The following is a 13,452-nucleotide window of genomic DNA, read 5'->3' on the forward strand; positions in this document are numbered from 1 at the left end:
TTCGGAGCGTTTCAATAGCGGCCGTCGCGCCGAATGGGTCCCGGCTCAAGGCCGGGACATAAGCGCGGCGCTTGCCCCCTCCGCCGGTCTCGTGCACCGAATGACGCCGATGGCGATCAGGCGCTTCATTTTCTTTCTGACGGCGGCGGTCGCGATCGCCTGCTCGTCGTTCGCCGCCCCCGTCCGCGCGGACCTCACCTTTCCGGCCTTCACCAACTACGTGGTCGACGCCGCGAACGTGCTGCCTCCCGCCGAGGAACAGGCGCTCGTCGCCAAGCTCAAGGCGTTCCACGATCGGTCCGGCCACCAGTTCGCGGTCGCGACCGTGCCGTCGCTGCAGGGGGCGTCGGTCGAGGATTACGGCAACCGGCTGTTCCGCGACTGGAAGATCGGCGACCAGACCCGCAACGACGGCGCGCTGCTGCTCATCGCGCCGACCGAGCGCAAGGTGCGGATCGAGGTCGGCTACGGCCTCGAGGGCGACCTCACCGACGCGGTCTCGCGCCTCATCATCGAGAACGCCATCCTGCCGCGCTTCAAGGCCGGCGACCTGCCGGGCGGGATCGCGCGCGGCGCCGACGACGTCATCGCGGTCTTCTCCGGCCAGGCCGACGACTACCAGCGGCGCGCCGCGCTGGCGGACAGGTCGAAGGAGGAGACGCCGCTCTTCGTCTCGATCTTCATGGTCTGCTTTTTTCTGTTCTTCCTCTACGTGTTGTGGCGCGCGATCAGGTCCGGGGGCGCTCGCGGCGTTTCACGCCGCCACGGGCCCTGGATCATCGGCGGCCCCGGCATGGGCGGCGGGGGGTGGTCCGGCGGCGGGGGAGGCGGCGGCTTCGGCGGCGGCGGCGGAGGATCGTCGGGCGGCGGCGGAGCTTCGGGCGGATGGTGACGCTGCACGAAGCTCCCGCAACCTCGCCCTCGGACCAGCTCCTGAGCGAGGCCGACCGGCGCCGCATCGCAGACGCGGTCAAGGCGGTCGAGCTCCGGACCGCGGCCGAGATCGTGGTCGCGATCGAGACTGACCCCTGCGAGGAGACCGACGCGACGATCGCGCTCGTGGTCTCGGGCTTTCTGGCGATCGCCAGCGCCGGACTGTTCTGGCTGCTCGGGCTTTCGCTCCACGCCATCATGCTGGGTCAGGCCACGGTCTTCGCAGCGCTTGCGGCCTTGGCGTCGTCGTCACGGGTCCGCCGGGCGCTGATGATCGACCGGCTTCCTTCCGCGGCCGCCCATGAGACCGCAGCGCGCGCCTTCGCCGAGCTCGGCCTCGGCCGGACGAAGGAGCGCACCGGCGTGCTGATCCACGTCGCGATCGCGGACCGCAACGTCGAAGTGATCGCGGACGAAGGCGTGCACGCCGCGGTCGCGCCCGAGACCTGGCGCGAGACCGTGCACGACGTGGTCGCGGCCGCGAAGCAGGGCCGGCTGGCGGACGGGGTCGTCGCCGCGGTCAAACGCTGCGGCGACGCCCTGTCCGAGGCCCTGCCGCCGGAGCCGGGCCTCGGCGACGAGCTTCCGAACGAGCCCGTGATGCGCTGAGAGGGGGGATCTCCACCCTCCCCTTTGCAAGGGGAGAGAAGGAGCCCCTCAGAGCCCTTCGAACAGCGCCGTCGACAGATAGCGCTCGGCGAAGCTCGGGATGATGACTACGATGGTCTTGCCGGCGGCCTCCGGACGCGCGGCGATCTCCAGTGCGGCCGCGACCGCCGCCCCCGACGAGATGCCCACCGGGATGCCTTCGAGCCGGGCGATCAGACGCGCGGTCTCGAATGAGGTCTGGTTGCCGACGGTCACGACCTCGTCGATCACCGACCGGTCGAGCACGCCCGGCACGAAGCCCGCGCCGATGCCCTGGATCTTGTGCGGGCCCGGCTGGCCGCCGGACAGCACCGGCGAATCCTCGGGCTCCACCGCCACGACCTTCAGCGACTCCTTGCGGGGCTTCAGCACCTGGCCGACGCCCGTGATGGTGCCGCCGGTGCCGACGCCGGAGACGATGTAGTCGACGTCGCCATGGGTGTCGTTCCAGATCTCCTCGGCCGTGGTGCGACGGTGGATCTCGGGATTGGCGGGGTTCTCGAACTGCTGCGGGATCACCGCGTTCGGGATCTCCTTGACGAGCTCCTGGGCGCGCGCGACCGCGCCCTTCATGCCCTTCGGCCCCTCGGTCAGCACGAGCTCGGCGCCGAGAAGGGCCAGCATCTTGCGACGCTCGATCGACATCGTCTCGGGCATAACGAGGATCAGCCGGTAGCCGCGCGCGGCCGCCACGAAGGCGAGCGCGATGCCGGTGTTGCCGGAGGTCGGCTCGACCAGGACGCTGTCGGGCTTCAGGACGCCGTCGCGCTCCAGCGCGTCGATCATCGAGACGCCGATGCGGTCCTTCACGCTGGCGATCGGGTTGAAGAATTCGAGTTTGGCGAGGACATGCGCCTTCACGCCCTTGTGCGCGACCAGCCGATCGAGCCGCACCAGCGGCGTGTCGCCGATCGTGTCCGTGATCGAGTCGTAGACGCGTCCGCGTCCGGGCGCGCGCGCGGGCTCCGGGGCGGGCTTGAGTGCGGGCTGGCTCATGGCATCCTCCCTGGGATCGCCGCCGACGGTTCGCGTGCGACGTCCAATCTTCATGCTGAGCGGGACGCTAGCAAAGACACAGTCTCGTGTCGATGAATTGGATTAATTACTTATCTATATCGTAAAATCGTAGGTCGGCCGGGGGTCGCCGAAAACGGCGCGCCGCTCGGCCTCGCGGCAGAGCTCGTCGACGCTGATCTCGCCGAGCCGCTCCAGAAAGCCCTCGGAGGCCGAGCGAATCATCGGCGTGACCACCTCGGAGACGAGCGCCGAGCCGTCTTCGGACGGCTCGGCGTCGCGCCCGTCCTCGCCCTCGCCGAGCGCCGCACGCACGATGTCGGCGATCGAGATGCGCCGCCGCTCCCGCGCGAGCTCGTAGCCGCCGCGGGGCCCACGCACGCCCTTCAGGATTCCGGCGCGCACCAGCACCTGGAGCAGCGTCTCGAGATGGCGCGGCGGCAGGCCGTGCCGCGCCGCGAGCGTCTTGGCCGCGATCGGGGTCGGCCGCGCATGGTAGGCGATGTCGACGACGGCGGCGACCGCAAGCAGGCTCCGGCGCGGCAGCAGGTTCATGGCGTCTCCCTCCGGGCCTCAGCGCCCGGTCGAACCGAAGCCGCCCTCTCCCCGTGCGCTGGGATCGAGCGCGTCCGCTTCGCGGAGTTCGGCCCGCGCGACGGCCGCGACCACGAGCTGCGCGATCCGCGCGCCGCGCTCGACCACGAAGTCCGCTTCTCCCAGGTTGACGAGCAGAACTTTGACCTCTCCGCGATAGTCCGCATCGATCGTTCCGGGCGCGTTGAGCACTGTGACGCCGTGCCGGAGCGCGAGCCCCGACCGAGGGCGCACCTGAGCCTCGAATCCCGCTGGGAATTGGAGCGACAGACCCGTCGGGACAAGAGCGCGTCCGCCCGGAGGAATGGTCAAAGGCGCGTTGTCGGGGACCGCCGCCCTGAGATCGAGCCCGGCGGCGGCCTCGCTCTCATAGGCCGGAGCCGGCAGGCCCGCGCCGTGCGGCAGCCTCAGGACCTTGAGCGCCGGACCCGTCATCCCGATACCTTGAGCGCCGCGGCGAAACGCTGGACGAGCGCTTCCGCCACCGCTTCCTTGCTCATCGCCGGCCAGGATTCGACGCCGCCTGGGCTAACGAGATGAACGGTGTTGGCCTCGCCGCCCATGATCCCCGTGGCGGGCGAAACGTCGTTCGCCACGATCAGGTCGCACCCCTTGCGCTCGAGCTTCTGCCGGGCGTGCTCGACGACGTTCTCGGTCTCGGCCGCGAAGCCGACGACGAGCTGCGGGCGGGCGAGGCCGCGCGACACCGTCGCGAGGATGTCGGGGTTCTCGACCAGCGCCAGCGATGGCGGCCCGCCCGCGCCCTTCTTGATCTTCTGCTCCGCGCCCTCGGCGACCCGCCAGTCCGCGACCGCGGCCGCGAACACCGCGAGGTCCGCAGGCAGCGCCGCCTCGACCGCCGCCAGCATCTCGCGCGCGGATTCGACCTTCACCACCGTGACGCTCGCCGGATCCGGCAGGGAGACGGGCCCCGAGACCAGCACGACCTCGGCGCCGGCCTTCGCGGCCGCGGCGGCGATCGCATGGCCCTGCCGGCCGGAAGAGCGGTTCGCCAGCACCCGCACGGGGTCGATCGGCTCGTGGGTCGGCCCCGAGGTCACCAGCACGCGCCGGCCCGCGAGCGGGCCTTCGGTCTTCGCGGCGCGCAGCCTGGCCTCGACCGCGGCCACGATGTCGAGCGGCTCCGACATGCGGCCGAGCCCGCTCTCGCCGCGCTCGGCCATCGCTCCGGTCGCGGGTCCGACGAACGCGACTCCGTCCTCGGAGAGGCGGGCGACGTTGCGGCGGGTCGCGGGGTGCGCCCACATGGTCGGGTTCATGGCCGGCGCCGCGAGCACCGGCGCGGTGGTCGCAAGCAGCGCCGTCGAGGCGAGGTCGTTCGCGAGACCGTTGGCCATCTTGGCCAGCAGGTCGGCGGTCGCCGGGGCCACGACCACGAGGTCGGCGTCGCGCGCGAGCCGAATGTGGCCGACGTCGTGCTCGTCGGTGAGGTCGAACAGATCCTGGAAGCAGCGTTCGCCGGTGAGCGTCGCGACCGAGAGCGGCGTCACGAACTCCGCGCCGCCCGCGGTCAGGATCGCGCGCACGGAGAAGCCGCGCTCCTTCAGCCGCCGGATCAGATCGAGCGACTTGTAGGCCGCGATGCCGCCGCCGATGACCAACAGGATGCGGGAGGAGGTCATGGGGCCGGGTGGTCCCAGGGGTTGATGAGGGTAAGCCCCAACCCGGCGAAATCCCCGACGTCACGGGTCGCGACGGGCGCCATGTAGCCGACTGCTATCGCAGCGATCTGAAGATCAAGCGTATGGTCGTGATGAAGACCTGCCTGGCGGCGGGCGGCGGGCAAGCGCGCATAAATTTCGGCCGCGATCCTATCGAACGGCAGAATGCGGCGGTCGAAAAGGTCGTCGAACATGCGTCGCGCGGCGGCGACCATAGTGTCCCGACGCTTTCCCGCGGCCAATCGCTGAAGGCCGGCCCCAATCTCAGCGACTGTGATGGACGTCGTATATACGGTCTGCGGAGGCAGACCGTCGAGCCAATCGAACACCGCACGTGACTGGTCATGTGCGGGTTTCATGACTTCTGACAGCACGTTCGTGTCGACCACGATCATTTGTCGTAAGCGTCGTAGGCCGGCCCGCTGAAGTCTGGCGGTTCGCGCCCGGAACCGCGTTTCGGTACGTCGAGATTAACTCCGCCGAGCGGGTCGAAGATCGCGGCGATCGCGGACGCCAAACCACCGTCCACCCCGCCATTGCTCGCCGGGAGCGCGTGATGAAGGATCTGGCGCGCTTCCTCCTCCATGGAACGCCCTTTTTGCGCAGCACGAATCCTGAGACGGAGCTTCAACTCGTCGTCTAGATTTCGAATGGTTAAACTCGCCACGATCACCCTCTTAGAGAAGGGCTTAAGGCTAGCTCACAGGTGATCGCATCGCAATCAACGCACTCACCGGAACAGATAGACCAGCGCCGCCACCGCGATCGCGCCGAGCGCGACATTGCCCCAGAGCGCGGCGCGCTGGACGCCGCGGGTGATCGCCTGGATGCTCTCGTCCGAATAGCTCAGCCCCCCCCCGCGGACGACCTCCTCAAGCTCCACCGAGATGCGCTCCACGCGCAAGAGCAGCTCCGGCACGGCCGCGAGACCGCGGACGAGCTGGCGGAGCTCATCGGCCGCGGTCTCGGCGATCCCGAGCGGACCCAGATTGCGCTCGATCCATTCCCGGACGACGGGCTCGGCGGTCTTCCACATGTCGAGATGCGGGTCGAGCGTGCGCGAGACGCCTTCGACCACCACCATGGTCTTCTGCAGCATCAGCAGCTCGGGCCGGGTCTGCATCTGGAACAGTTCGGTGACCTCGAAAAGCAGCGTCAGCAGCCGCGCCATCGAGATCTGATCGGCGGTCCGCGAATGGATCGGCTCGCCGATGGCGCGCAGCGCCCGGGCGAACTCCTCGACCGACTCCTCCGGCGGCACGTAGCCCGCCTCGAAATGCACCTCGGCGATGCGCCTGTAGTCGCGCACGATGAAGCCGTGGAGGATCTCGGCGAGGAAGCGCCGCTCCTTGCGGCCGAGCCGGCCCGTGATGCCGAAATCGACCGCCACGATCGCGCCGCCGGCGTCGACGAACAGGTTCCCGGGATGCATGTCGGCGTGGAAGAAGCCGTCGCGCATCGCGTGCCGCAGGAAGGTCTGCATCAGGTGTCGGCCGAGCGCCGGCAGGTCGAGGCCCGCGGCCTCCAGCCCTGCGCGGTCGGAGAGCTTGACCCCGTCGACCCAGTCGAGTGTGAGCACCGTGCGGCCCGAGCGCTCCCAGTCGACGGCCGGAACGCGGAAGCCCGGGTCGGCCGCGGTGTTCTCGGCGATCTCGGAGATCGCCGCGGCCTCGAGACGGAGGTCCATCTCGATCGCGACAGAGCGCGCCAGCGTCTCGACCACCACCACGGGCTTCAGCCGCCGCGCCTTCGGGACGCGGCGCTCGATGAAGCGCGCGACGGCGAAGAAGGCCTGCAGGTCGCGTGCGAAGCGGCGCGTCACGCCGGGCCGCAGCACCTTGACCGCGACCGCGCGCTCGACGCCCTCGGGGGTCAGGACCGCGGCGCGGTGCACCTGGGCGATGGAGGCCGCGGCCACCGCCGGGCCGAACCTCGTGAACAGCATGGAGATCGGCGCGCCGAGCGCCTCGGCGACCGCGGCCTCGGCCTGCTCCTGGGGGAACGGCTCGACCCGGTCATGCAGCCGTTCGAGGTCGAGCGCGACCCTCGCGCCCACGACGTCCGGCCGGGTGGCGAGGAATTGCCCGAGCTTCACATAGGACGGGCCGAGCCGCTGCAGCGCGCGCGCCAGCCCCTCCGCGCCGTCGCGCGCCGAGCGCTTCTCGAGCAGCCGGCCGAGCCGGATCAGCGTCCGCATGGAGGGCGGCAGCTCGATCGGATCCGCGAGGCGGAGCGCGCCCTCTCGCGCCATCACGAAGCCCGCGCGGGCGAGGCGCGCCAGGTTCGACGGCAGGCTCAGCGCGGACATTGCGAAACGCCGATTCGACCCTTGGGAGACGCGCCTTGCGTGCTTCGAGACGCCCGCTCGCGCGGGCTCCTCAGCATGAGGACCGCGGAGGGTTCCAGATCACCACGGCTCCTCATGCTGAGGAGCCGGCCAAAGGCCGGCGTCTCAAAGCACGCAGAACGCCTCCGCTTCGCCGTCAAATCCGGAAGCCCAGATGGAGCGCCGCCACGCCGCCGGTCATCGGCGTCGCCGAGACCTGCTCGAAGCCGGCCTCGCGCATCATGTCCGCGAAGGTCTCGGCGTCGGGGAAGCGGCGGATCGATTCGACGAGGTAGCGGTAGGGCTCGGCGTCGCCCGCGACCGCCTTGCCGATCCTCGGGATCACGTTGAACGAGAAGGCGTCGTAGAGCCGGTCGAGGCCGGGCGTGTCGACCTTCGAGAACTCGAGCACCAGCGCCCGCCCGCCGAGCTTCAGCACGCGGCGCATCTCGCGCAGCGCCCTGGGGATGTCCGGCACGTTGCGGATTCCGAACGCGATCGTGACGGCGTCGAAGGATTTTTCGGGGAAGGGCAGGTCCTCGGCGTTGCCCTGCACGAAGGTCAGCCGGTCGGAGAGGCGGCGCTTGGCGGCGCGCTCGGCGCCGACAGCCAGCATCGCGCCGTTGATGTCGAGCGCCGTGACCGCGACGGCCGCGCCGCCCCGCGCGAGCGCCCGGAACGCGATGTCGCCGGTGCCGCCCGCGACGTCGAGCAGCCGGAACGCGCGGGCCGAGCGCGGCAGGCCGATCGCCGTCACCATCGCGGATTTCCAGGCGCGGTGCAGGCCGCCCGACATCAGGTCGTTCATCAGGTCGTAGCGCGACGCGACCTTGTGGAACACGTCGTCGACCAGCCCCTGCTTCTCGCCCGGCGCGGCGTTCGCGAAGCCGAAATGGGTCCGGTTGTCGAAGGTCTCGTCCTTGAGGGCCATGGCGTCCATAACGATCGGGCGGGGCGGCCGGACCCTAGCCCGCGCCGGATTGGGACGCCAGCGCCGCCCTCATGTCCCGGCCTTGAGCCGGGACCCATAAACCGCGACATAACCGGAGCAAACGCTGCTGCCGCTCGTCCCGGCCGCAGCCGCCGCCAATGAGTCCCGGCTCAAGGCCAGGACGTGAGGTCCCGTCTCATGCCCGAACTTCCCGAAGTCGAGACCGTCCGGCGGGGGCTCGCGCCCGTGATGGAGGGGCGCGTCATCGAGCGGGTCGAGGCGCGGCGGCCGGACCTGCGTTTTCCCTTTCCGGAACGCTTCGCCGAGCGGCTCGCGGGCCGGACCGTCACGTCGCTCGGACGGCGGGCCAAATATCTGCTCGCCGATCTCGACGATGGCGAGGTGCTGGTCATGCATCTCGGCATGTCGGGTTCGTTCCGCGTCCTGCTGCCTGAAATGGCGACCGCGCCCGGCGCCTTCCATCATCCGCGCTCGAAGGCCGAGGCGCACGACCATGTGGCGTTCCGGCTCTCGGGCGGGGCGACGATCACCTACAACGACCCGCGCCGCTTCGGCTTCATGGCGCTGATCCCGCGTTCGGGGCTCGCGGCGCACCCGCTGTTCCGTCACGTCGGCTTCGAGCCGCTGGGAAACGAGCTCGACGGCGCGCTGCTCGCCAGACTGTTCGCCGGCAAACAGACGAGCCTCAAGGCGGCGCTGCTGGACCAAAGGCTGATCGCGGGGCTCGGCAACATCTATGTGTGCGAGGCGCTGCACAGCGCGCGGCTGTCGCCGAAGCGGCTCGCGCACACTCTCGCCCGGAAGGACGGCGCGCCGACCGGACGCGCGGCGCGGCTGGCTCCCGCGATCCGGGCGACGCTCGAAGCCGCGATCGCGGCCGGCGGCTCGACGCTGCGCGACTTCGCGCATGCCGACGGCGCGCTCGGCTATTTCCAGCATTCCTTCCGGGTCTACGACCGCGAGGACGAGCCGTGCCCGACGCCAGGCTGCCGCGGCGTGGTGCGGCGGATCGTGCAGACGGGGCGGTCGACGTTCTTCTGTCCGGAGTGCCAGAAATAGGGTGGCGTCATCCCGGACGCGCCTTAGGCGCGATCCGGGATCGTCATCCGGAAGAAGCGCCTTATTCTGAGCGTCATCCCGGCTCGCCGGCTGCCGCCAACGTCCGGGATGACGCCCTTCACCTGTGAGGCCCCATGTCCGACGCCCCCTTCGAGACCCTGATCGTCGAGACACGCGGCGGCGTCGGGCTGATCACGCTGAACCGGCCCAAGGCGCTCAACGCGCTGAACGCGACGATGATCCGCGAGCTTGGCGAGGCGCTTGCGGCTTTCGAGGCGAACGAGGCGGTCGGCGCGGTCGTGATCACGGGAAGCGACAAGGCCTTCGCGGCCGGCGCCGACATTCGCGAGATGGCGGACAAGAGTTTTTCGGACGTCTATCTCGCCGATCTGGGAGGCGGATGGCGGCGCGTCGTCGAGTGCCGCAAGCCGCGGATCGCGGCGGTCTCGGGCTATGCGCTCGGCGGCGGCGCCGAGCTCGCGCAGATGTGCGACATCGTCTTCGCCTCGGAGACCGCGAAGTTCGGCCAGCCCGAGATCACGCTCGGCATCATCCCGGGCTTCGGCGGCACCCAGCGGCTCACGCGCGCGGTCGGCAAGGCCAAAGCCATGGATCTGGTCCTCACCGGCCGGATGATGGACGCTCAAGAAGCCGAGAAATCCGGCCTCGTCTCCCGGATCGTGCCGGCCGAGAAGCTGCTCGACGAGGCGCTCGAGGCCGCGGCCAAGATCGCGTCCTTCTCGCGCGCCGCGGTTCTGGCCGCCAAGGAGGCGGTCGACGTCGCGGCCGAGGTGGGCCTGTCGGAAGGCGCCCGCTTCGAGCGCCGCGCCTTCCAGGCGCTGTTCGCGACCGAGGACCAGACGGAAGGCATGGCGGCCTTCGTCGAGAAGCGGAAGCCTGAGTTCCGCAACCGCTGAGCCGAGCCGCCGCCCTCATGTCCCGGCCTTGAGCCGGGACCCATTTTGCGCCGGGCTTTAAGACTGAGGACCGTCGCGGCCAGAGCTTTACCTGCGCCGCCAGAGCCGAATGGGTCCCGGCTCAAGGCCGGGACACCAGCGCATCGGCGTCACAGGATGAACCGGCTCAGATCCGCGTTCTTGGCGAGGTCGCCGACGAACCTCCGCACATAGTCGCCGTCGACCGTCACGGTCTCGCCGGCGCGGTCGGCGGCCGAGAAGCTGATCTCGTCCAGCACCCGCTCCATCACGGTCTGCAGCCGCCGCGCGCCGATGTTCTCGACCGTCGAGTTGACCTCGACCGCGATGTCGGCGAGCGCGTCGATGCCGTCCTCGGTCACATCGAGCGTCACGCCCTCGGTCGCCATCAGCGCGACGTACTGCTTGACGAGGCTGGCCTCGGTCTCGGTCAGGATCCGGACGAAGTCCTCGCGGCTGAGCGCCGACAGCTCGACGCGGATCGGCAGCCGTCCCTGCAGCTCCGGCAGCAGGTCCGAGGGCTTCGCGACGTGGAACGCGCCCGAGGCGATGAACAGGATGTGGTCGGTCTTCACCGCCCCGTGCTTGGTCGCCACCGTGGTGCCCTCGATCAAGGGCAGCAGGTCGCGCTGCACGCCCTCTCGGGAGACGTCGCCGGCGCGGCCCTCGCGGGCGCAGATCTTGTCGATCTCGTCGAGGAACACGATGCCGGCGTTCTCGACCGTCCTGATCGCCTCGGCCACCAGGCTCTCCTGGTCGAGCAGCTTGTCGCTTTCCTCGGCGATCAGCGTGTCGTGGCTGTCCTTCACGGTGACGCGGCGGGTCTTCTTCTGGCCGCCCATGCCCTTGAACATGTCGCCGAGCGAGATCATCCCGACCTGGCCCGGCATGCCGGGGATCTCCATCATGGAGGGCCCGGAGGACGCGACCTCGATCTCGATCTCCTTGTCGTCCATCTCGCCGTCGCGCAGCTTCTTGCGGAAGCTCTCGCGCGTGGCGGGGCTCGCCGTCGCGCCGACCAGCGCCGTCAGCACCCGCTCCTCGGCCGCCATATGGGCCTTGGCCTGCACGTCCTTGCGCTTCTGCTCGCGGACGAGCCCGATCGCGGCCTCCAGCAGGTCGCGGACGATCTGCTCGACGTCGCGGCCCACATAGCCGACCTCGGTGAACTTGGTCGCCTCGACCTTGAGGAAGGGCGCGTTGGCGAGCTTGGCGAGGCGGCGCGAGATCTCGGTCTTGCCGACGCCGGTCGGCCCGATCATCAGGATGTTCTTGGGCAGCACCTCTTCGCGCAAGGCGCCCTCGAGCTGCAGGCGACGCCAGCGGTTGCGGAGCGCGATGGCCACGGCCCTCTTGGCGTCGCGCTGGCCGACGATGTGCCGGTCGAGCTCGGAGACGATTTCGCGGGGGGAAAGGTCGGTCATCGGTCTTCTTTCAGCGGCGCCGCGATCGCGGCCCAGTGGTCGCCGGCCCGAAGCGCCGACTGCAGGGGAAGAGACGTCATCCCGGACGGCCGCCAGGCCGATCCGGGATCGCGGTCAGGATAAGGCGCCTTTTCGGAGGACGATCCCGGCTCTTCGCGGCTTCGCCGCTTCGGCCAAGATGACGGCGGGCCTCACCCGTCCGTCTCCATGCTCTCCACCGTGAGGTTGTCGTTGGTGTAGACGCAGATCTGCGCCGCGATCTTCATCGACTTGCGCACGATCGCCTCGGCGTCGAGCTCCATGTCGACCAGCGCGCGGGCCGCCGACAGCGCGTAATTGCCGCCGGAGCCGATCGCCGCGACCCCGTCCTCCGGCTCCAGCACGTCGCCGGTGCCGGTGATGACGAGCGCGGAGGTCTTGTCCGCGACCAGCATCATGGCCTCGAGCCGCCGGAGGTAGCGGTCGGTGCGCCAGTCCTTGGCGAGCTCGACGGCGGCGCGCAGCAGCTGGCCGGGATGCTGTTCGAGCTTCGCCTCGAGGCGCTCGAAAAGCGTGAAGGCGTCGGCGGTCGCGCCCGCGAAGCCGGCGATGACCTCGCCCTTCGCGATGCGGCGCACCTTGCGCGCGGTCGCTTTCATGACGGTCTGGCCAAGGCTGACCTGGCCGTCGCCGCCGATCACCACGCGCCCGCCCTTCTTGACCAGCAGGATCGTGGTGCCGTGCAGGATTTGGTCGGACATGGGGGCTCCGGGAGGGGGAATGGAGCCCAGATAGTCATTGCCGACCGTAACGCAATGTGAGCGCCTGACCGCCACATTGCCTCCCACTTCTGCACGATAAAGGTTGTGCGAGGGGACGTCGGGGTCGGGGGAATTGAAGACCGTCATCGTAAGCGTGGACAAGGCCGGACACGTCAATCAGTGCCTCGCCGTCTGCGAAGCGGCGGGATGGCGCGCCGACGAGATCGTGCGGATTCCGTCGCCTGGCCGCATGACGGCTGCGTGGGATCGCTTTGTTCTCAACCTGCGCAAGCGGGCCGCGACCCGCGCGGCGCGCCCCGAGAGACGCGAGCCCGGCCGGCTGCGGATCGTGGCGAGCGGCCGCGCCGCAGAGGACGTGGTCGCAAGCTACCGCACGCTCTATGGCGACGATCTCTTCGCCCTATTCAGCGGCAGGCCCCAGTGGCTGAAACCGATTTTCGACGTGGCGCTTGCGCCGCGCCATGGCCTCGAAGCAGGCGAGTGCGTCAAAACCGCCGTCATTCCGGCCTCGAAGACGGTGATCTTTCGGAGCGGGCCGCCCACGCGCCGTCTCGGGGGACGATCCGAGGGCAGCCGCGCGGGCCTCGCGGCGCTGATCGGCGGCCTCAACAAGGCCTTCGTGATCGACGTCGACCGGATCGCCCGTCAGCTCGACGAGATGGCGGCGCGGCGGGATGGAGAGCCGCTGTCGCTGGTGTTCTCGCGGCGGACGCCGCAGCACGTCGAGACGCGGCTGAGGCGGATCTTCGATAACCGCGTCGCGCGCTTCGTCGACCGCGCGGACCGCGCCGGATTCGAGCAGGTGGTGGCGAGCGCCGGCGAGTTCGTGGTGACGCCCGACAGCATCACCATGGTGTGCGAAATGTGCGTGACTGGCCGCCCGGTGCACGTCTTCGACCTCGAAGTCTTCGACCGCGGCGCCAGCACCTACCGGTTCCTCGAGGACCTCCTGGAGAGCGGCGACGTGACGCTCGCGACGGGAGGAACCGCCCGGTCCTGCGAGCCCGGCCTGTTCGCCGTGCCGCCGGCCGCGCTCTCGCTCTACGAGGCCTGGGAGACCGGCCCGATCGCCTCGCCCCCATGCGCGCCTCGCGGGACAGCTTTGCACAGCTGACCGCGCCACG

At 69.9% G+C, this 13,452-nt stretch carries 15 protein-coding genes; 5 read left to right on the forward strand and 10 right to left on the reverse strand.

The window, feature by feature from the left end:
* The first annotated feature begins 100 nt into the window (after window positions 1–100).
* Both EK403_RS17320 and EK403_RS17325 read left to right on the forward strand, forming a co-directional pair.
* Window positions 101–892, forward strand: coding sequence for a TPM domain-containing protein (locus EK403_RS17320; protein ID WP_428979625.1), 792 nt, complete (start codon window positions 101–103; stop codon window positions 890–892).
* Window positions 886–1,542 (forward strand): TPM domain-containing protein, encoded by a 657-nt coding sequence (locus EK403_RS17325; protein WP_128778721.1) that lies wholly within the window; start codon window positions 886–888, stop codon window positions 1,540–1,542. The genes EK403_RS17320 and EK403_RS17325 overlap by 7 nt, the downstream gene beginning before the upstream one ends.
* 48 nt (window positions 1,543–1,590) lie before the next feature.
* On the opposite strand, the gene cysK is transcribed toward EK403_RS17325, so the two are convergent.
* The 8 genes from cysK to ubiE form a co-directional block, all read right to left on the reverse strand.
* Window positions 1,591–2,577 (reverse strand): cysteine synthase A, encoded by a 987-nt coding sequence (gene cysK, locus EK403_RS17330; RefSeq protein ID WP_128778722.1) that lies wholly within the window; start codon window positions 2,575–2,577, stop codon window positions 1,591–1,593.
* A 114-nt stretch (window positions 2,578–2,691) separates the two neighbouring features.
* Window positions 2,692–3,150 carry an RrF2 family transcriptional regulator gene (locus EK403_RS17335; RefSeq protein WP_128778723.1) on the reverse strand — a complete coding sequence of 153 codons (459 nt, stop codon included), beginning with the start codon at window positions 3,148–3,150 and terminating at the stop codon, window positions 2,692–2,694.
* Between the two features lie 18 nt (window positions 3,151–3,168).
* Complete coding sequence (dut, locus tag EK403_RS17340; protein WP_128778724.1) at window positions 3,169–3,624, reverse strand: dUTP diphosphatase; 456 nt, start codon at window positions 3,622–3,624, stop codon at window positions 3,169–3,171.
* Window positions 3,621–4,832 (reverse strand): bifunctional phosphopantothenoylcysteine decarboxylase/phosphopantothenate--cysteine ligase CoaBC, encoded by a 1,212-nt coding sequence (gene coaBC / locus EK403_RS17345; RefSeq protein ID WP_128778725.1) that lies wholly within the window; start codon window positions 4,830–4,832, stop codon window positions 3,621–3,623. Before coaBC ends, dut begins: the two co-directional genes overlap by 4 nt.
* On the reverse strand, window positions 4,829–5,266 hold the full coding sequence (locus tag EK403_RS17350) for a type II toxin-antitoxin system VapC family toxin (protein WP_128778726.1): 438 nt from the start codon (window positions 5,264–5,266) through the stop codon (window positions 4,829–4,831). The genes coaBC and EK403_RS17350 overlap by 4 nt, the downstream gene beginning before the upstream one ends.
* The gene (locus EK403_RS17355; protein ID WP_128778727.1) at window positions 5,263–5,538 is read right to left on the reverse strand and encodes a FitA-like ribbon-helix-helix domain-containing protein; all 276 of its coding nucleotides are present in this window, start codon (window positions 5,536–5,538) and stop codon (window positions 5,263–5,265) included. The genes EK403_RS17350 and EK403_RS17355 overlap by 4 nt, the downstream gene beginning before the upstream one ends.
* 63 nt (window positions 5,539–5,601) lie before the next feature.
* Entirely contained in the window at window positions 5,602–7,179 is a 1,578-nt protein-coding gene (ubiB, locus tag EK403_RS17360) for a 2-polyprenylphenol 6-hydroxylase (protein WP_128778728.1), read from the reverse strand.
* A gap of 175 nt (window positions 7,180–7,354) precedes the next feature.
* Window positions 7,355–8,128 carry a bifunctional demethylmenaquinone methyltransferase/2-methoxy-6-polyprenyl-1,4-benzoquinol methylase UbiE gene (ubiE, locus tag EK403_RS17365; RefSeq protein ID WP_128778729.1) on the reverse strand — a complete coding sequence of 258 codons (774 nt, stop codon included), beginning with the start codon at window positions 8,126–8,128 and terminating at the stop codon, window positions 7,355–7,357.
* Window positions 8,129–8,326: 198 nt separating this feature from the next.
* Here ubiE and mutM point away from each other — a divergent pair, with 198 nt between their 5' ends.
* Together mutM and EK403_RS17375 are read left to right on the forward strand one after the other, a co-directional pair.
* On the forward strand, window positions 8,327–9,208 hold the full coding sequence (gene mutM / locus EK403_RS17370) for a bifunctional DNA-formamidopyrimidine glycosylase/DNA-(apurinic or apyrimidinic site) lyase (protein ID WP_128778730.1): 882 nt from the start codon (window positions 8,327–8,329) through the stop codon (window positions 9,206–9,208).
* A gap of 134 nt (window positions 9,209–9,342) precedes the next feature.
* Window positions 9,343–10,125 (forward strand): enoyl-CoA hydratase, encoded by a 783-nt coding sequence (locus tag EK403_RS17375; protein ID WP_128778731.1) that lies wholly within the window; start codon window positions 9,343–9,345, stop codon window positions 10,123–10,125.
* A 149-nt stretch (window positions 10,126–10,274) separates the two neighbouring features.
* Here the strand turns inward: EK403_RS17375 and hslU are convergent, their stop codons facing one another.
* The gene (gene hslU / locus EK403_RS17380; RefSeq protein ID WP_128778732.1) at window positions 10,275–11,567 is read right to left on the reverse strand and encodes an ATP-dependent protease ATPase subunit HslU; all 1,293 of its coding nucleotides are present in this window, start codon (window positions 11,565–11,567) and stop codon (window positions 10,275–10,277) included.
* A 191-nt stretch (window positions 11,568–11,758) separates the two neighbouring features.
* Window positions 11,759–12,307: an ATP-dependent protease subunit HslV gene (hslV, locus tag EK403_RS17385; protein WP_128778733.1), complete on the reverse strand. Its 549-nt coding sequence runs from the start codon at window positions 12,305–12,307 to the stop codon at window positions 11,759–11,761.
* 154 nt (window positions 12,308–12,461) lie between these two features.
* On the opposite strand from hslV, the gene EK403_RS17390 reads away from it, so the two are divergent.
* Window positions 12,462–13,442 carry an ELM1/GtrOC1 family putative glycosyltransferase gene (locus EK403_RS17390; protein WP_164919656.1) on the forward strand — a complete coding sequence of 327 codons (981 nt, stop codon included), beginning with the start codon at window positions 12,462–12,464 and terminating at the stop codon, window positions 13,440–13,442.
* The last annotated feature ends 10 nt before the right edge of the window (window positions 13,443–13,452 follow it).

Origin of the sequence: Hansschlegelia zhihuaiae (genome assembly GCF_004103825.1) — a bacterium.
Lineage (GTDB): Bacteria > Pseudomonadota > Alphaproteobacteria > Rhizobiales > Methylopilaceae > Methylopila > Methylopila zhihuaiae.